The sequence below is a fragment of the Pseudomonas sp. GW822-FHT02G04 genome, from assembly GCF_058802085.1.
Genome location: NZ_JBXANU010000037.1, coordinates 1 through 17,390, shown reverse-complemented (window position 1 = coordinate 17,390; position 17,390 = coordinate 1). Strand labels below are relative to the sequence as shown.

At 60.6% G+C, this 17,390-nt stretch carries 15 protein-coding genes; 9 read left to right on the top strand and 6 right to left on the bottom strand.

The genetic code is table 11. The features are described 5' to 3' along the window. Positions 1 to 18 precede the first annotated feature (18 nt). The 4 genes from murA to hisC all read left to right on the top strand — a co-directional run bounded on the left by murA (position 19) and on the right by hisC (position 4,563). Positions 19 to 1,284, top strand: coding sequence for a UDP-N-acetylglucosamine 1-carboxyvinyltransferase (gene murA, locus AC1RO5_RS28750; protein ID WP_018927195.1), 1,266 nt, complete (start codon positions 19 to 21; stop codon positions 1,282 to 1,284). A gap of 126 nt (positions 1,285 to 1,410) precedes the next feature. After that, positions 1,411 to 2,046 (top strand): ATP phosphoribosyltransferase, encoded by a 636-nt coding sequence (gene hisG, locus AC1RO5_RS28745; protein ID WP_007941260.1) that lies wholly within the window; start codon positions 1,411 to 1,413, stop codon positions 2,044 to 2,046. A 124-nt stretch (positions 2,047 to 2,170) separates the two neighbouring features. After that, positions 2,171 to 3,508, top strand: coding sequence for a histidinol dehydrogenase (hisD, locus tag AC1RO5_RS28740; protein WP_493179067.1), 1,338 nt, complete (start codon positions 2,171 to 2,173; stop codon positions 3,506 to 3,508). Between the two features lie 2 nt (positions 3,509 to 3,510). Beyond that, entirely contained in the window at positions 3,511 to 4,563 is a 1,053-nt protein-coding gene (gene hisC, locus AC1RO5_RS28735) for a histidinol-phosphate transaminase (protein ID WP_493179066.1), read from the top strand. Between the two features lie 126 nt (positions 4,564 to 4,689). Here the strand turns inward: hisC and AC1RO5_RS28730 are convergent, their stop codons facing one another. The 3 genes from AC1RO5_RS28730 to algW all read right to left on the bottom strand — a co-directional run bounded on the left by AC1RO5_RS28730 (position 4,690) and on the right by algW (position 8,842). Then, on the bottom strand, positions 4,690 to 5,418 hold the full coding sequence (locus AC1RO5_RS28730; RefSeq protein ID WP_493179064.1) for a DUF4198 domain-containing protein: 729 nt from the start codon (positions 5,416 to 5,418) through the stop codon (positions 4,690 to 4,692). A gap of 14 nt (positions 5,419 to 5,432) precedes the next feature. Continuing rightward, entirely contained in the window at positions 5,433 to 7,538 is a 2,106-nt protein-coding gene (locus AC1RO5_RS28725) for a TonB-dependent siderophore receptor (RefSeq protein WP_493179063.1), read from the bottom strand. 143 nt (positions 7,539 to 7,681) lie between these two features. After that, the gene (algW, locus tag AC1RO5_RS28720; RefSeq protein WP_258671155.1) at positions 7,682 to 8,842 is read right to left on the bottom strand and encodes a Do family serine endopeptidase AlgW; all 1,161 of its coding nucleotides are present in this window, start codon (positions 8,840 to 8,842) and stop codon (positions 7,682 to 7,684) included. A 102-nt stretch (positions 8,843 to 8,944) separates the two neighbouring features. Between algW and AC1RO5_RS28715 the strand changes: the two genes are divergently transcribed. The 3 genes from AC1RO5_RS28715 to cysN all read left to right on the top strand — a co-directional run bounded on the left by AC1RO5_RS28715 (position 8,945) and on the right by cysN (position 12,675). Then, positions 8,945 to 9,703 (top strand): Nif3-like dinuclear metal center hexameric protein, encoded by a 759-nt coding sequence (locus AC1RO5_RS28715; protein WP_493179061.1) that lies wholly within the window; start codon positions 8,945 to 8,947, stop codon positions 9,701 to 9,703. 146 nt (positions 9,704 to 9,849) lie between these two features. After that, positions 9,850 to 10,767 carry a sulfate adenylyltransferase subunit CysD gene (gene cysD, locus AC1RO5_RS28710; protein WP_007941268.1) on the top strand — a complete coding sequence of 306 codons (918 nt, stop codon included), beginning with the start codon at positions 9,850 to 9,852 and terminating at the stop codon, positions 10,765 to 10,767. A 9-nt stretch (positions 10,768 to 10,776) separates the two neighbouring features. Further along, positions 10,777 to 12,675 (top strand): sulfate adenylyltransferase subunit CysN, encoded by a 1,899-nt coding sequence (gene cysN, locus AC1RO5_RS28705; RefSeq protein ID WP_493179059.1) that lies wholly within the window; start codon positions 10,777 to 10,779, stop codon positions 12,673 to 12,675. Positions 12,676 to 12,850: 175 nt separating this feature from the next. Here cysN and yihG read toward each other — a convergent pair whose 3' ends face one another. Genes yihG through AC1RO5_RS28690 form a run of 3 tightly spaced genes read right to left on the bottom strand, consistent with a single transcriptional unit; the run spans position 12,851 to position 16,252 of the window. After that, positions 12,851 to 13,753 (bottom strand): 1-acylglycerol-3-phosphate O-acyltransferase, YihG family, encoded by a 903-nt coding sequence (gene yihG, locus AC1RO5_RS28700; protein ID WP_493179057.1) that lies wholly within the window; start codon positions 13,751 to 13,753, stop codon positions 12,851 to 12,853. Further along, entirely contained in the window at positions 13,754 to 15,853 is a 2,100-nt protein-coding gene (gene pta, locus AC1RO5_RS28695) for a phosphate acetyltransferase (protein WP_493179055.1), read from the bottom strand. 60 nt (positions 15,854 to 15,913) lie between these two features. Further along, positions 15,914 to 16,252, bottom strand: a complete 339-nt coding sequence (locus AC1RO5_RS28690) for a DUF3565 domain-containing protein (RefSeq protein ID WP_493179053.1) — start codon at positions 16,250 to 16,252, stop codon at positions 15,914 to 15,916. On the opposite strand from AC1RO5_RS28690, the gene AC1RO5_RS28685 reads away from it, so the two are divergent. Continuing rightward, the gene (locus tag AC1RO5_RS28685) at positions 16,221 to 16,706 is read left to right on the top strand and encodes an FKBP-type peptidyl-prolyl cis-trans isomerase (RefSeq protein WP_493179051.1); all 486 of its coding nucleotides are present in this window, start codon (positions 16,221 to 16,223) and stop codon (positions 16,704 to 16,706) included. The genes AC1RO5_RS28690 and AC1RO5_RS28685 overlap by 32 nt on opposite strands. Positions 16,707 to 16,830: 124 nt before the next feature. Further along, positions 16,831 to 17,313, top strand: coding sequence for a glutathione peroxidase (locus AC1RO5_RS28680; protein ID WP_493179049.1), 483 nt, complete (start codon positions 16,831 to 16,833; stop codon positions 17,311 to 17,313). Positions 17,314 to 17,390 lie beyond the last annotated feature (77 nt).

The window sequence follows — 17,390 nt, the reverse complement described above, 5'->3', positions numbered from 1 at the left end:
AAGGGCGTCGAGATTCTTATGGATAAATTGATTATTACCGGTGGCGCTCGTCTTGATGGCGAGATCCGCATTTCCGGGGCAAAGAACTCTGCCCTGCCGATCCTGGCTGCCACCTTGCTGTGCGATGGCCCGGTGACCGTGGCCAACTTGCCGCACCTGCACGACATCACCACCATGATCGAGCTGTTCGGTCGCATGGGCATTGAGCCGGTGATCGACGAGAAACTCAGCGTCGAAATCGACCCACGCACCATCAAGACCCTGATCGCGCCGTACGAACTGGTTAAAACCATGCGTGCCTCGATCCTGGTACTGGGCCCGATGGTCGCCCGTTTCGGTGAAGCCGAAGTCGCACTGCCTGGCGGTTGCGCCATCGGTTCGCGTCCGGTCGACCTGCACATCCGTGGTCTTGAGGCCATGGGCGCGGTCATCGACGTCGAAGGCGGCTACATCAAGGCCAAGGCGCCTGAAGGCGGCCTGCGCGGTGCGCACTTCTTCTTCGACACCGTCAGCGTGACCGGTACCGAGAACATCATGATGGCGGCCGCTCTGGCCAAGGGCCGTAGCGTTCTGGCCAACGCCGCTCGCGAGCCTGAAGTCGTCGACCTGGCGAACTTCCTGAACGCCATGGGCGCGAAGGTTTCCGGTGCCGGTACCGACACCATCACCATCGATGGCGTCGAGCGTCTGCACACCACCACTTACAAAGTGATGCCTGACCGTATCGAAACCGGCACCTACCTGGTGGCGGCAGCGGTCACCGGCGGGCGTGTGAAGGTCAAGGACACCGATCCGACCATCCTCGAAGCCGTTCTGGAAAAACTCCGCGAATCGGGCGCCGAAATCACCACCGGTGAAGACTGGATCGAGCTGAACATGCACGGCAAGCGGCCGAAAGCCGTTAACGTGCGGACCGCTCCTTACCCGGCGTTCCCGACCGACATGCAGGCGCAGTTCATCTCCCTCAACGCCATTGCCGAAGGCACCGGTGCGGTGATCGAGACGATCTTCGAAAACCGTTTCATGCACGTTTACGAACTGCACCGCATGGGCGCGCACATCCAGGTCGAGGGCAACACCGCCATCGTCACCGGCATCGAAAAGCTCAAGGGCGCGCCAGTCATGGCCACCGACCTGCGTGCTTCGGCCAGCCTGGTGATCTCGGCGCTGATCGCCGAAGGCGATACCCTGATCGACCGCATCTACCACATCGACCGTGGTTATGAGTGCATCGAAGAGAAACTGCAGATGCTCGGCGCCAAGATCCGCCGCGTACCGGGCTAGTTTCTGCTGCATGGGCGCAGGGACGTGCCCGTTGATTTGTTGAAGTCGAGCCTGTTTCAGGCTCGATGTGTGTCCGGCGCCGTTTGCGACCGGGCATGAGTACCTTGATAAGGACTGACGTTTCCCATGTTGACTATCGCACTGTCCAAGGGCCGCATCCTTGACGACACCCTGCCGCTTCTGGCTGAAGCGGGCATCGTGCCGACCGAGAATCCGGACAAGAGCCGCAAGCTGATCATCCCCACGACCCAGGCCGATGTGCGCTTGCTGATCGTGCGTGCCACCGATGTGCCGACCTATGTCGAGCATGGTGCCGCCGACCTGGGCGTCGCCGGTAAAGACGTGCTGATGGAATACGGCGGCCAGGGGCTGTACGAACCACTGGACCTGCAAATCGCCCAGTGCAAACTGATGACGGCCGGTAAAGTCGGCGCAGTCGAGCCCAAGGGCCGTCTGCGCATCGCCACCAAATTCGTCAACGTCGCCAAGCGCTACTATGCCGAACAGGGTCGTCAGGTCGACATCATCAAGCTCTACGGCTCGATGGAACTGGCGCCGCTGATCGGTCTGGCGGACAAGATCATCGACGTGGTCGACACCGGTAACACGCTGCGGGCCAACGGTCTGGAGCCACAGGACTTCATCGCTGCCATCAGCTCCCGACTGATCGTCAACAAAGCGTCGATGAAAATGCAGCATGCCCGTATCCAGGCGTTGATCGACACCCTGCGCAAGGCAGTGGAGTCTCGACACCGCGGCTGATTCACCTGCGCGACCTTGAGTCGCGCCGTCTATCCGCCTCATAGCCAGAATTCTCAGGTGCCCAAGCGGATCGAATGTTAGCTTCGGGCGCCTGAGTTTTTGCCAATCCTATGAGGCTCTCGCTATGACCGCACCGACTGCAATTCGCCGACTCAACGCTGCTGATCCGGATTTCGCACATCATCTGGATCATCTGCTGAGCTGGGAAAGTGTGTCTGATGACTCGGTCAATCAGCGGGTGCTGGACATCATCAAGGCCGTGCGTGAGCGTGGCGATGCGGCGGTGGTCGAGTTCACCCAGAAGTTCGACGGCCTGCAAGTAGCGTCCATGGCGGACTTGATCCTGCCGCGCGAACGCCTGGAACTGGCATTGACCCGCATCACCGTGCCTCAGCGCGAAGCCCTGGAAAAAGCCGCGTCCCGTGTGCGCAGCTACCACGAAAAACAGAAACAGGATTCCTGGAGCTACACCGAAGCTGATGGCACGGTGCTGGGCCAGAAGGTCACGCCACTGGATCGCGCCGGTCTGTACGTGCCTGGCGGCAAGGCGTCCTACCCGTCATCGGTGTTGATGAACGCGATTCCGGCGAAGGTAGCGGGCGTGACCGAAGTGGTCATGGTCGTGCCGACCCCGCGCGGTGAAGTTAACGAGCTGGTGCTGGCCGCAGCCTGCATCGCCGGCGTCGACCGGGTGTTCACCATCGGCGGCGCCCAGGCAGTTGCGGCGCTGGCTTACGGCACCGAAAGCGTGCCGAAGGTCGACAAAGTGGTCGGCCCAGGCAACATCTATGTCGCCACCGCCAAGCGCCACGTGTTCGGCCAGGTCGGTATCGACATGATCGCCGGCCCGTCGGAGATTCTGGTGGTGTGCGACGGCCAGACCGATCCGGACTGGATCGCCATGGACCTGTTCTCCCAGGCCGAGCATGACGAAGACGCCCAGGCGATTCTGGTCAGCCCGGACGCCGAGTTCCTCGACAAGGTCGCGGCGAGCATCGCCAAACTGCTGCCGACCATGGAGCGTGCCGAGATCATCGAAACCTCGATCAATGGCCGTGGTGCGCTGATCAAGGTTCGCGACATGGATCAAGCCATCGAAGTGGCCAACCGCATCGCGCCGGAGCACCTGGAGTTGTCGGTTGCCGATCCGCAGGCCTGGTTGCCGCAAATCCGCCACGCCGGCGCGATCTTCATGGGCCGCCACACCTCCGAAGCCCTGGGCGACTACTGCGCAGGTCCCAACCACGTGTTGCCGACCTCCGGCACCGCGCGCTTCTCCTCGCCGCTGGGTGTGTACGACTTCCAGAAACGCTCGTCGATCATCTTCTGCTCCGAGCAGGGTGCCTCCGAATTGGGCAAGACCGCTTCCGTGCTGGCCCGTGGCGAGTCGCTGAGCGCGCACGCGCGTAGCGCCGAATACCGCATCATTGACGAAGACTTTCCACAAGGGCAGGGGAACTGAACATGAGTAAATTCTGGAGTCCGTTCGTCAAGAATCTGGTGCCTTACGTCCCGGGCGAGCAGCCGAAACTGGCAAAACTGGTGAAGCTCAACACCAACGAAAACCCGTACGGTCCATCGCCAAAAGCCCTGGCGGCAATGCAGACCGAACTGAACGACAACCTGCGTCTGTACCCGGACCCGAACAGTGACGTGCTCAAGCAAGCCGTTGCCCGGTACTACGGCGTGCAGGGCAATCAGGTGTTCCTCGGCAACGGTTCCGATGAAGTCCTGGCGCACATCTTTCACGGTTTGCTGCAACACGATAAACCGCTGCTGTTCCCGGACATCAGCTACAGCTTCTACCCGGTTTATTGCGGGTTGTACGGGATTGCGTTCGACGCGGTGCCGCTGGACGAGCAGTTCCAGATCAACCCGGCGGACTACGCCAAGCCGAACGGCGGGATCATCTTCCCGAACCCGAATGCGCCGACCGGTTGCCTGCTGGCGCTGGATGCCGTGGAGCAAATCCTCAAGGCCAGCCCGGATTCGGTGGTCGTGGTAGACGAGGCTTATATCGACTTCGGTGGCGAGACGGCGATCACTCTGGTGGATCGTTATCCGAACCTGTTAGTGACGCAGACCCTGTCCAAGTCCCGTTCCCTGGCCGGCCTGCGGGTTGGCCTGGCCGTGGGGCACCCGGACCTGATCGAGGCGCTGGAGCGGATCAAGAACAGCTTCAACTCCTACCCGCTGGATCGTCTGGCGATTGTGGGGGGCGCGGCGGCGTTCGAGGATCGCGAGTATTTCGACAAGACCTGCCGGTTGGTCATCGAGAGTCGCGAGAAAGTGGTCGCGCAGCTGGAGGCGAAGGGGTTTGAGGTGTTGCCGTCGGCGGCGAACTTCATTTTCGCCCGTCACCCGAAGCACGATGCGGCGGGGCTGGCGGCGAAGTTGCGTGAGCAGGGCGTGATCGTTCGGCACTTCAAGCAGGAGCGGATTGCCCAGTTCCTGCGGATTTCCATCGGCGCGCCGGAGCAGAATCAGGCACTGATCGACGGCCTCGGCGATCTCTAACCCCCCCCAGACTGATCGTTCCCATGCTCCGCGTGGGAATGCATCCCGTGACGTTCCGCGTCACAGTGGACGCAGAGCGTCCATGGCGGCATTCCCACGCAGAGCGTGGGAACGATCATGTAGTGGTTAGTCGTGATGCGGTTCGCCGAGGAACGTCAGCGATGTGAATAGCCCACGCGTCGCCACATCAGCATTGTCCTTTAGCGGGATTTCCACCTGCGCCGCAATCACATTCAACCCTTCATTACGCACCAATACTTGCGCCCGGCCATCTGCGTCGGTCTCGGTGCTCAAGGTATCCGGCGCGCTGCGATAGTCGCCCACCAACTTCACACCCGCCGCTGGTTTGCCATCGAGTAGCACTCGAACCGGCAACGATTTCCCCGGCCCGACGGTCAGCGGATCAACCTCCGGCAGAATCAGCAATTTCATCTGATCGAGCTTCGGCAGCTTCGCCCCCGGCTGATAAATCGCCAGGCTGTATTTGAAGGTCTGGGTCGACTCGATCGCCCCAGGCACTTTGCTGCGTCCTTCGTTGATCCATTTTTTATCGGCGGTCTGCGACCACATGCCATTGTTCAGCGCCACGGCCATCACCGCCGGCGATTTCAACGGTTGCAGGCGGGCGTGGTCGGCCAGGCGTAGCACGCTCACCGGGATCATTTTGCCGCTGGCGTCATAGGCCCAGGCGCCGCTGATTTTCTGCGCCTTGAAGGCGTTGTCTTCGGCGCCGTGGCCGTAGATGACTTCGATGTTGCCGCGACGTTGTTCGGTCCACAGGCCGTGGGCCGAGACGTGAGAGGCGAACATCGCGCCGAACAGACCCAGCAGAACCAGTGATTTAGCGTGTTGCATGGTGATTTTTCCCTTTACAGATTGAGTGTCAGGCTGACAGTGAAATTGCGCGGCTCGCCGGGGTTGACCCAGTAGTTGCTGTAGGAGCGCTCGAAGTATTTCTCGTCGAAAAGGTTGTTCAGGTTCAGGCCCACGGTGACGTTTTCGCTGGCCTTGTAATGGGCCAGCAGGTCGACGGTGTGGTAGGCCGGCAGTTCGAAATCGCTGCCGGCTTCACCCGAGCGATCACCGACATAGGTGATCGCGGCGCCGAGGTCCGAGCCGCGCAGATGGCCATCCTGAAACTCATAAACCCCCAGCAAACTGCCGCTGCGTTTGGCTACGCCGAGAATTCGGCTGCCGGTGGGAGTCACCTTGTCGCCTTGGGTGACTTCGGCATCGATGTAAGCAAAGGCACCAATCACTCTCACGGCGTCGGTGACTTGCCCGGTGACTTGCAGGTCGACACCCTGACTGCGGGCCTTGCCCATGGCCCGGCTGGAGTCGGTGCTCGGGTCGAGGGCCAGGACGTTTTCCTTTTCGATATGAAAGGCGGCGAGGGTGCTGCTCAAGCGATCGTCAAACAGTTCGCTCTTGATCCCGACTTCGTAGCCGACGCCTTCTTCCGGGTCGAAGGACTTACCGGCGGCGTCCAGGCCATTGTTCGGTTTAAACGAGGTGGAGGCGTTGGCAAACAGTCCCACTTCGGGCGTCAGTTGGTAGAGCAGGCCAGCCCGTTGAGTCAGCGCGTCGTGGCGCTGGCGGCTGGTGGCATTGCGGCTGTGATCGTCGATGCGTTGTTCGAAATGTTCGAAGCGCGCACCGAGCATGCCACGCAGTTTGTCGGTGAAAACGATCTGGTCCTGAAGGTTCAGCGCTTGGCTTTCGACGTGCTCGAAAAAGTCGGTCCCGGAGCGCGCGCCATCGGGTTTCGGCTGGCCGTAGGTCGGCCGATAGATATCGATGGCGTAGGGGCCGCCGGCAATGGTCGTGACCCGTTCGTTCTTGCGGAAATTTTCATACTCGCTGCCGATCAGCAGTTCGTGTTGCCAACTGCCGATGTCGAACAGCCCGCGCAGTTCGAGTTGGGTGATGCTGTCGTGCCAGTTGGTATCGCGCTCGCGGTAGCGGCGGTTGACGGTGTGACCGTCGGCATTTAGTGGACGATTTTCGGAGGCGAAGCCCCAGAGCTTGCCTTCCTTGTAATGGCTGGCCAGGCGCAGTTTCCAGCGGTCGTTGAGCTGATGTTCGAGGGCGGCTTGCAGCAGGTTGTTGTGGTTGTCGATGTTGCCGTCGTTGGGTTCGCCGAGGAAGGTCGAGCGGGAGACGCCGCTCCACTTATTGTTCGGCGCGACGACGCCACGATCGAATGTCGAACTTTGGCGGACCAACTCGCTCTCCACCAACAGGCTGGTGTCCGGGTTCAGCTGCCAGCTGAACGAAGGCGCAACGAACACGCGCTGGCTGTCGACGTGATCGCGAAAGCTGTGGTTGTCCTCGACGGCCAGGTTCACCCGGGACAGAACGTTGCCGGCATCATCCAGCGGTGTGTTGACGTCCACGGCGGTGCGATAACGATCCCAGCTGCCGGCGCTGGTCTGCAGGGTGGTGAAGGCTTCGGGCTGGGGTTTCTTGGTGACGATGTTCACCGTACCGCCCGGATCGCCACGCCCATAGAGGCTGGCGGCCGGGCCTTTGAGCACTTCGATGCGTTCGATGTTGGCCACGTCCGGCGTGCTCGGATAGCCGCGATTGGCGCTGAAACCGTCCTTGTAGAACTCCGAGGTGGTGAAGCCGCGCACGCTATATTCGTAAAGTGTCAGGCCGCCAAAGTTGTTCTGCTTCGACACCCCGCCGGCAAAATCCAGGGCGCGCTCGACGTTGGTGCTGCCCAAGTCCTTGAGCACACTGACAGGAATTACGCTGATCGATTGCGGGATGTCGCGAAGGGCGGTGTCGGTTTTGGTCGCGCTGGAAGAACGCGTTGCGCGATAGCCCTTGACCGGGCCGGTGGGGGATTCGTAGTCGGAGATGACGCTGATGGCGTCCAGTTCAACGGTTTGGGATTCTTCGGCGAAGACCGGATCTCCCAGCAGACCGAGGGCCAGGCCTGCGAGGGAAGCCATTGTTCGAGACGACATGTTATGTTGTTCCAATATTGATATTGAAACAATATAACATGCCTAATGAGAATGTCTGCCGTTAACGACTTTGGAGTGGTGGAGCTTTCGAGGGCGTAAAAGATCGTCCGAACGCGGCCCGAACCTTCGGCAGCTCCTACGGCTTACTGTTCTTCTTTTTCCTGGACCGGTGCCGGCGGCGGACGCAGACCGATTTCTGCGGTGAGCTTGAGTTCTTTGCCGTTGCGCATCACCTGAATCGTGACCTTGTCGGTCGGCTTGATGCGCGCCACCTGGTTCATTGACTTGCGACCATCGCCAGCCGGTTCACCATCGATGCTGAGGATCACGTCGCCCAGTTGCAGGCCGGCCTTCTGCGCCGGGCCGTCACGGAAAATCCCCGCGACCACAATGCCCGGGCGTCCCGACAGGCCAAACGACTCCGCCAGTTCCTGACTCAACGGTTGCACTTCGATGCCGAGCCAGCCGCGAATCACCTGGCCGTGTTCGATGATCGACTTCATCACTTCCATCGCCAGTTTGACCGGGATCGCGAAGCCGATGCCTTGCGAGCCACCGGACTTGGAAAAGATCGCCGTGTTGATGCCGGTCAGGTTGCCGTTGGCGTCCACCAGCGCACCGCCGGAGTTGCCGGGGTTGATCGCGGCGTCGGTCTGGATGAAGTCTTCGTAGTTGTTCAGGCCCAACTGATTGCGCCCGGTGGCACTGATGATACCCATGGTCACGGTCTGGCCGACGCCGAACGGGTTGCCGATGGCCAGGGCCACGTCGCCGATGCGCAGGTTGTCGGAGCGGCCGACGGTGATCGATGGCAGGTTTTTCAGGTCGATCTTCAATACCGCGAGGTCGGTTTCCGGGTCGCTGCCGATGACCCGGGCCAGGGTTTCACGACCATCCTTGAGCGCCACCACGATCTGATCGGCACCGCTGGTCACATGGTTGTTAGTCAGCAGGTAACCTTCCGGGCTCATGATCACGCCCGAACCGAGGCTCGACTCCATGCGCTTCTGCTTGGGCGAGTTGTCGCCGAAGAAGCGGCGGAACTGCGGATCTTCAAACAGCGGATGGCTGGGTTTGTTGACCACTTTGGTGGTGTACAGGTTGACCACCGACGGCGCGGCCGTGGTCACCGCATCGGCATAGGACACTGGGCCCTGCTGCACACCAAGGGTTTGCGGGGCTTGTTGCAGATTGACGTCAAGGCTTGGCAGCCCGACCCACTGCGGGTAACGCTGAATAATCAGTAGAGCGACAAGCACGCCGGCCAACAGCGGCCAGCCGGAAAAACGCAGCGCCTTGAGCATTAAGCACGTCCTGAGAGGTTGCAGGCGGTATGAGACCGCCCATAATGTCGCGCATTATACGAGGCCGCGCGCGCCTCTGAACGGGATATTTAGGAGTCTTTTATGGCCGTCGCCCTGAGCACCCTGGTCGAAGAAGCCGACCGTTACCTGGCAAGTGCAAAGATCGCCGATTACTGCCCCAACGGCTTGCAGGTCGAAGGCCGGCCGCAAGTGATGCGCATCGTCAGCGGCGTCACCGCCAGCCAGGCGCTGCTGGACGCCGCGGTGGAGGCTCAGGCCGATCTGGTGCTGGTGCATCACGGCTATTTCTGGAAAGGCGAGAACCCGTGCATCACCGGCATGAAGCAGCGCCGGTTGAAAACCCTGCTCAAGCACGACATCAGCCTGCTGTCTTATCACTTGCCGCTGGATCTGCACTCGGAAGTTGGCAACAACGTGCAGCTCGCCCGGCAACTGGACATCACCGTTGAAGGCCCGCTGGATCCGGACAACCTGAAAATCGTCGGCCTGGTCGGCTCGTTGAGCGAACCGATGACCCCCCGCGATTTTGCCCGCCGCGTGCAGGAAGTCATGGGTCGCGAGCCGTTGCTGATCGAAGGCAGCGAGATGATTCGTCGGGTCGGCTGGTGCACCGGTGGCGGCCAGGGTTACATTGACCAGGCGGTGTTGGCCGGCGTCGATCTGTACCTCAGCGGCGAGGCCTCCGAGCAGACGTTCCACAGCGCCCGGGAAAACGACATCAGTTTCATCGCCGCCGGCCACCACGCCACCGAGCGTTACGGTGTGCAGGCGTTGGGCGATTACCTGGCGCGACGTTTCGCCCTCGAGCACATCTTCATCGATTGCCCGAACCCGATTTGACTACAGGGCAGGAGCCCAAACGAGGGGGTATATTCATATACCCTTTCGATCTAGCCGCCGTCCTGATTAGAAGAGGGCGCTGTGCTAGGATTCCCCGCTCGAACACGGCCCGCAGGCCGTCCATAAGATCGTTTTCGTGAGTAGCCATGGTCGACAAACTGACGCATCTGAAACAGCTGGAGGCCGAAAGCATCCACATCATCCGCGAGGTCGCCGCCGAGTTCGATAACCCGGTGATGCTGTACTCCGTCGGTAAAGACTCCGCCGTGATGCTGCACCTTGCGCGCAAGGCATTCTTCCCGGGCAAACTTCCGTTTCCGGTGATGCACGTCGACACCCAGTGGAAGTTCAAGGAAATGTACGCGTTCCGCGACCGCATGGTCGAAGAGCTCGGCCTGGACCTGCTGGTACACGTCAACCCCGAGGGCGTAGCGCAGGGTATCAACCCGCTGACCCACGGCAGTGCCAAGCACACCGATATCATGAAAACCGAAGGTCTCAAGCAGGCCCTCGACAAGTACGGCTTCGACGCCGCATTCGGTGGCGCCCGTCGTGACGAAGAGAAGTCCCGTGCCAAAGAGCGCGTGTATTCCTTCCGTGACAGCAAGCACCGCTGGGACCCGAAAAACCAGCGCCCGGAGCTGTGGAACGTCTACAACGGCAAGGTCAACAAGGGCGAATCGATCCGCGTATTCCCGTTGTCGAACTGGACCGAACTGGACATCTGGCAGTACATCTACCTGGAAGGCATCCCGATCGTGCCGCTGTATTTCGCTGCCGAACGTGATGTCATCGAGATGAACGGCACCTGGATCATGATCGACGACGAGCGCCTGCTCAATCACCTGAGCGACGAAGACAAGGCGCGCATCGTCAAGAAAAAGGTCCGTTTCCGTACACTGGGCGACTACCCGTTGACCGGTGCTGTCGAGTCCGAGGCCACCAGCCTGACCGACATCATTCAGGAAATGCTCCTGACGCGAACTTCCGAACGCCAGGGCCGAGTCATCGATCACGATGGCGCCGGTTCCATGGAAGAAAAGAAACGTCAGGGTTATTTCTAAGGGGTTGTCATGTCGCACGCATCTGATTTGATCAGCGAGGACATCCTCGCCTACCTGGGCCAGCATGAACGCAAGGAAATGCTGCGTTTTCTGACTTGTGGCAACGTCGACGACGGCAAGAGCACCCTGATCGGGCGCCTGCTGCACGACTCCAAAATGATCTACGAAGATCACCTGGAAGCCATTACCCGCGACTCGAAAAAAGTCGGCACCACCGGTGAAGACATCGACCTGGCGTTGCTGGTCGACGGCTTGCAGGCCGAGCGTGAGCAGGGCATCACCATTGATGTCGCCTACCGCTATTTCTCTACCGCCAAGCGCAAATTCATCATCGCCGATACCCCCGGCCATGAGCAGTACACCCGCAACATGGCCACCGGTGCATCCACCTGTGACCTGGCGATCATCCTGGTCGACGCCCGTTACGGCGTGCAGACCCAGACCCGTCGCCACAGCTTTATCGCCTCGTTGCTGGGCATCAAGCACATCGTGGTCGCCATCAACAAGATGGACCTCAATGGCTTCGACGAAAGCGTGTTCGAGTCGATCAAGGCCGATTACCTGAAGTTCGCCGAAGGCATCGCGTTCAAGCCGACCACTATGGCTTTCGTGCCGATGTCGGCGCTCAAGGGCGACAACGTAGTGAACAAGTCCGAGCGCTCGCCGTGGTACACCGGCCAGTCGCTGATGGAAATTCTCGAGACCGTCGAGATTGCCAACGACCGCAACTACACCGACCTGCGTTTCCCGGTGCAGTACGTCAACCGTCCGAACCTGAACTTCCGTGGTTTCGCCGGCACCCTGGCCAGCGGCATCGTGCACAAAGGCGACGAAGTCGTTGTGTTGCCGTCGGGCAAGAGCAGCCGCGTGAAATCCATTGTCACCTTCGAAGGTGAGCTGGAGCACGCAGGCCCTGGTCAAGCGGTGACGCTGACCATGGAAGACGAGATCGACATCTCCCGTGGCGACTTGCTGGTGCATGCCGATAACCAGCCGCAAGTGACCGACGCCTTCGACGCCATGCTGGTGTGGATGGCCGAAGAGCCGATGCTGCCGGGCAAGAAGTACGACATCAAGCGCGCCACGACTTACGTGCCGGGCTCGATCACCAGCATCGTCAATCGCGTGGACGTGAACACCTTGGCCGAAGGTCCTGCCAGCTCGCTGCAGCTGAACGAGATCGGTCGGGTCAAGATCAGCCTCGACGCGGCCATCGCGCTGGACGGTTACGACAGCAACCGCACCACTGGTTCGTTCATCGTCATCGACCGTTTGACCAACGGCACCGTCGCGGCCGGCATGATCATCGCTCAGCCGCTGGCGCATGGCAGCAGCTCCCACCACGGCAAACTGGCTCATGTAGCCACCGAAGAACGCTCCCAGCGCTTCGGTCAGCAACCGGCCACCGTGTTGTTCAGCGGCCTGTCGGGCGCTGGCAAAAGCACTCTGGCCTATGCGGTTGAACGCAAGCTGTTCGACATGGGCCGCGCGGTGTTTGTGCTCGATGGCCAGAACCTGCGTCACGACCTGAACAAAGGTCTGCCGAATGATCGTGCTGGGCGTACCGAGAATTGGCGTCGTGCGGCGCACGTTGCGCGTCAGTTCAACGAAGCCGGCCTGCTGACACTGGCGGCGTTTGTTGCCCCGAGTGCCGAAGGTCGTGAGCAGGCCAAGGACCTGATCGGCAAGGAGCGTCTGCTGACGGTCTACGTCCAGGCCTCGCCAACGGTCTGCGCCGAGCGTGATCCGCAAGGCCTGTACGCGGCAGGTGGCGACAACATCCCGGGCGAATCCTTCCCGTACGACGTGCCGCTGGATGCCGATCTGGTGATCGACACCCAATCGCTGTCGCTGGAAGAAGGCGTCAAGCAAGTGCTGGATCTGCTGCGCAAGCGTGGCGCGATCTAAGCGTTAGCTGAAAACAGAAAGCCCGCAGATGAGTGATCGTCTGCGGGTTTTTTTGTGTCCTTTTGATCGTCAAGATCGCAGCCTGCGGCAGCTCCTGCATAGACCGTGTACAACCGCGATTAATCGGGTGTGCATCTTCCCTGTAGGAGCTGCCGCAGGCTGCGATCTTTTGATCTTAGGTCACTGAATGTTCGCGATGCATCTGCCCCAGCAGCGCATCCTTGTCCTGCCACAACTGGTTGATCCAGCCCTGAAACTCCAGGCGATACACCCCGTCCTGGTCGTAGTTCTTGCCGACGAACTGCGGTGGAATCTTCAGCTCCTGAAAGTGCACCACCACGTCTTTCACATTACCGCAGAGCAAATCCCAGTAACCCGGACGCCCGGCCGGGTAGTGAATGGTCACGTTGACGATGGCTTCCAGCTGGTCGCCCATGGCATCCAGTACGAATGCAATGCCGCCCGCTTTCGGCTTGAGCAGGTAGCGGAACGGTGAACTCTGCTGGGCGTGCTTGCCCTCGGTGAAGCGCGTGCCTTCGACGAAGTTGAAAATCCCCACCGGGTTATTGCGGAACTTGTCGCAGGTCTTGCGGGTGGTCTCCAGGTCTTTGCCTTTCTTCTCCGGATGTTTTTCCAGGTGGGCCTTGGAGTAACGCTTCATGAACGGAAAACCCAGCGCCCACCACGCCAGACCAATCACCGGCACCCAGATCAGTTCCTGTTTGAGAAAGAACTTCAGCGGGCGGATCTTCCGGTTCAGTACGTACTGCAACACCATGATGTCGACCCAGCTCTGGTGATTGCTGGTGATCAGGTACGAGTGCCGATAGTCGAGGTCTTGCAAACCGCTGAGGTGCCAGCGTGTGCGGCAAACCAGATTCATCCAGCCTTTGTTGTTACTGATCCACGCTTCGTGGGTATGACTCATCAACCAGCGCGCGAAACGTTGGGTGAGGGCGAACGGCAACACTTTGAACAGCGCCACACAGAACAGAAACGAGCAGAGCAGAATCGTATTCAGCGCCAACAGCAGCGAGGCGATCACGCCGCGCACGGGGACAGGTAGAAAATCCAGCATTTAAACATCCATAGGTCGGTTGGCCGCTTGAATCGCGGTCAACGCGATGGTGTACACGATGTCGTCGACTTGCGCGCCACGCGGCAGGTCGTTCACCGGTTTGCGCAGGCCTTGCAGCATCGGCCCGAGGCTGACGCAGTCGGCGCTGCGTTGCACGGCTTTGTGGGTGGTGTTGCCGGTGTTCAGGTCGGGGAACACGAACACCGTGGCACGACCGGCCACCTGACTGTTCGGCGCCAGTTGCCGGGCCACGGTTTCGTTGGCGGCGGCGTCGTATTGCAACGGGCCGTCGATCAGCAGAGAGTTTTGCTGCTCGTGGGCGAGCAAGGTGGCCTCGCGAACCTTCTCGACTTCTTCGCCGCTGGCCGATTCACCGCTGGAGTAGCTGATCATCGCCACCCGTGGAGTAATGCCGAACGCCGCTGCCGAATCGGCGCTTTGCAAGGCGATCTCGGCCAGTTCGCTGGCGCTCGGGTGCGGGTTCATCACGCAGTCGCCGTAAACCAGTACTTCTTCCGGAAACAACATGAAGAACACCGACGACACCAGCGTGCAGCCCGGCGCCGTTTTAATAAGCTGCAGGGCCGGGCGGATGGTGTTGGCGGTGGAGTGAATGACCCCGGACACCAGCCCGTCGACTTCATCCAGCGCCAGCATCATGGTGCCGATCACCACAGTGTCTTCCAGCTGCTGCTCGGCCATCGGCGCGTTGAGGCTTTTGGTCTTGCGCAGCGCAACCATCGGCTCGACATAACGCTCGCGGATCAGGTCCGGGTCGAGGATTTCCAGCCCCGGCGGCAACTCGATGCCTTGGGCGCGGGCGACCGCCTCGACGTCTGCCGGTTTCGCCAGCAATACACAACGGGCAATGCCCCGGGCCTGGCAGATCGCGGCAGCCTGCACGGTCAACGGCTCGCTGCCCTCGGGCAATACGATGCGTTTGTTGGCGGCCTGGGCGCGCTGGATCAGTTGATAGCGGAACACTGCGGGCGACAGGCGCATTTCCCGTGGCGTGCCGCAGCGCTGGTGCAGCCAGTTGGCGTCGAGGTGGCTGGCGACGAAATCGGTGATGATTTCCGCACGCTCGCGGTCGTCGATCGGGATTTCCTTGTTCAAGCCGTTCAGCTGGTTGGCGGTGTCGTAGGATCCGGTGCTCACCGACAACACCGGCAGGCCGGCCTGCAAGGCGCCACGGCACAGCTCCATGATGCGCGGGTCGGGCAGGGTGTCGCTGGTCAGCAACAGGCCGGCCAGGGGCACACCGTTGATCGCCGCGAGGCTGACCGCGAGGATGATGTCGTCGCGATCGCCGGGGGTCACCACCAGCACGCCGGGCTTGAGCAGCTCCACGGTGTTGCGCATGGTGCGGGCGCAGATGATGATTTTGGTCATGCGCCGGGTTTCGTAGTCACCGGCGTTGAGCACCTGGGCGCCCATCAGGTCGGCCACGTCGCGGGTGCGCGGCGCGTTCAGTTCCGGTTGAAACGGGATGCAGCCGAGCAGACGGAAGTCGCCACTGCGCAGCAACGGCGAGTGCTCCTTCAGGCGCGAAGCGAAGGCGTCCATGCTTTCGTCGGTCTTGACCTTGTTGAGGATCACGCCCAGCACTTTCGGGTCTTTCGGCCCGCCGAACAATTGCGCCTGCAACTCCACCCGGCCGGACAATTCGGTCAGCACTTCGTTTTCCGGTGCCGAGACCAGAATCACCTCGGCGTCGAGGCTCTTGGCCAAATGCAGGTTGACCCGTGCCGCGTAACTGGCGGTTCGGGTCGGGACCATGCCTTCGACAATCAGCACGTCCTTGCCGACAGCGGCTTGCTGGTAAAGGGTGATGATTTCTTCGAGCAGTTCGTCGAGCTGACCGTCGCCGAGCATCCGCTCGACATGGGCCAGGCCCAGCGGCTGAGGCGGTTTCAAGCCGTGGGTGCGGGCCACCAGTTCGGTGGAGCGTTCAGGGCCGGTGTCGCCCGGGTGTGGCTGGGCAATCGGTTTGAAAAAGCCGACTTTGAGGCCAGCCCGCTCGAGGGTACGCACCAGCCCGAGGCTGATGGAGGTCAGACCCACACCAAAATCGGTGGGCGCGATAAAAAAAGTTTGCATGCGGATTCTCTAAGGGTGCATGGCAATGGTGAACGCCTATGGCTGGCGCTCTACCGATATTCAGTGGTCAAGGTTATCGCTAACCGAGCCTTGTGCGCACCAACCGCAATCAAAGGGCTGGCCTATTTTTTCATTGCGCCGCAAAGGGTCCAGCACCCAGGCCCGGGATTGCCACGGTGGCTGGTGCCGCAAGTGTTGGGTATGGCCGCAGGACAGCTCGGCCACCCAGTGCCCGTCCTCGTCCTGATGAAAGCCTGTGATGGTCGAGGCTTTCATTGCACTCCGTCTGTCTGGGTTGTGTTCGCTTTCGGGCGATTGCTTCGCTAAACTTGGACATTCATCATTCTTATGCAAAAGGTCTCGCCCCATGCTGATCGCCGCCAATAAGGCTGTCTCCATCGACTATACCCTGACCAACGACGCTGGTGAGGTCATCGACAGCTCCGCCGGCGGCGCGCCGCTGGTCTACCTGCAAGGCGCAGGTAACATCATTCCGGGCTTGGAAAAGGCGCTGGAAGGCAAAGCAGTCGGTGACGAACTGACCGTTGCCGTAGAACCTGAAGATGCCTACGGCGAATACGCTGCCGAACTGGTCAGCACCCTGAGCCGCAGCATGTTCGAAGGCGTCGACGAACTGGAAGTGGGCATGCAGTTCCACGCTTCCGCTCCGGACGGCCAGATGCAGATCGTCACCATTCGCGATCTGGAGGGCGACAATGTCACCGTCGACGGCAACCACCCGTTGGCCGGTCAGCGCCTGAATTTCCAGGTCAAGATCGTTGCCATCCGTGATGCCAGCCAGGAAGAAATCGCTCATGGTCACGTCCATGGCGAAGGTGGCCATCACCACTGATTTTCTGCGCTAAGCTTTCGAGAACTGGAGAGGCGCCCGAGGGCGCCTTTTTAGTCCGCGGCTGTCCTTGGCGACATGACCAAGTGGCTGTTTCGAGAAGAACACGGGAAATTTGGAGTCCGTCATGAGTGCTTTTCACGACCTTACATTGAAAGCTTTGGATGGCCAGGAGTTACCTCTGGCGCCCTTCAAAGGGCACGTCGTGCTGGTGGTCAACGTCGCCTCCAAATGTGGCTTGACCCCACAGTACGCTGCTCTGGAAAACCTCTACCAGCAATACAAGGACAAGGGTTTCAGCGTGCTGGGCTTGCCGTGCAACCAGTTTGCCGGCCAAGAGCCAGGCACTGAAAACGAGATCAGAGAGTTCTGCAGCCTCAACTATGGCGTGACTTTCCCGTTGTCCAGCAAGCTGGAAGTCAACGGTCATGATCGTCATCAGCTGTACCGCCTGCTGGCGGGCGAGGGCGCGGAGTTTCCGGGCGACATCACCTGGAACTTCGAAAAATTCCTGTTGGGCAAGGACGGTCGCGTATTGGCGCGGTTCTCGCCGCGCACGGCGCCGGATGATCCTTCTGTCGTCCAGGCTATCGAAAAAGCGTTGAGCTGACATCCCCTTGTAGGAGCGAGGCTTGCCCGCGAAGGCGTCATGTCAGTCGACATCATTGCTGACTGACATGACGCCTT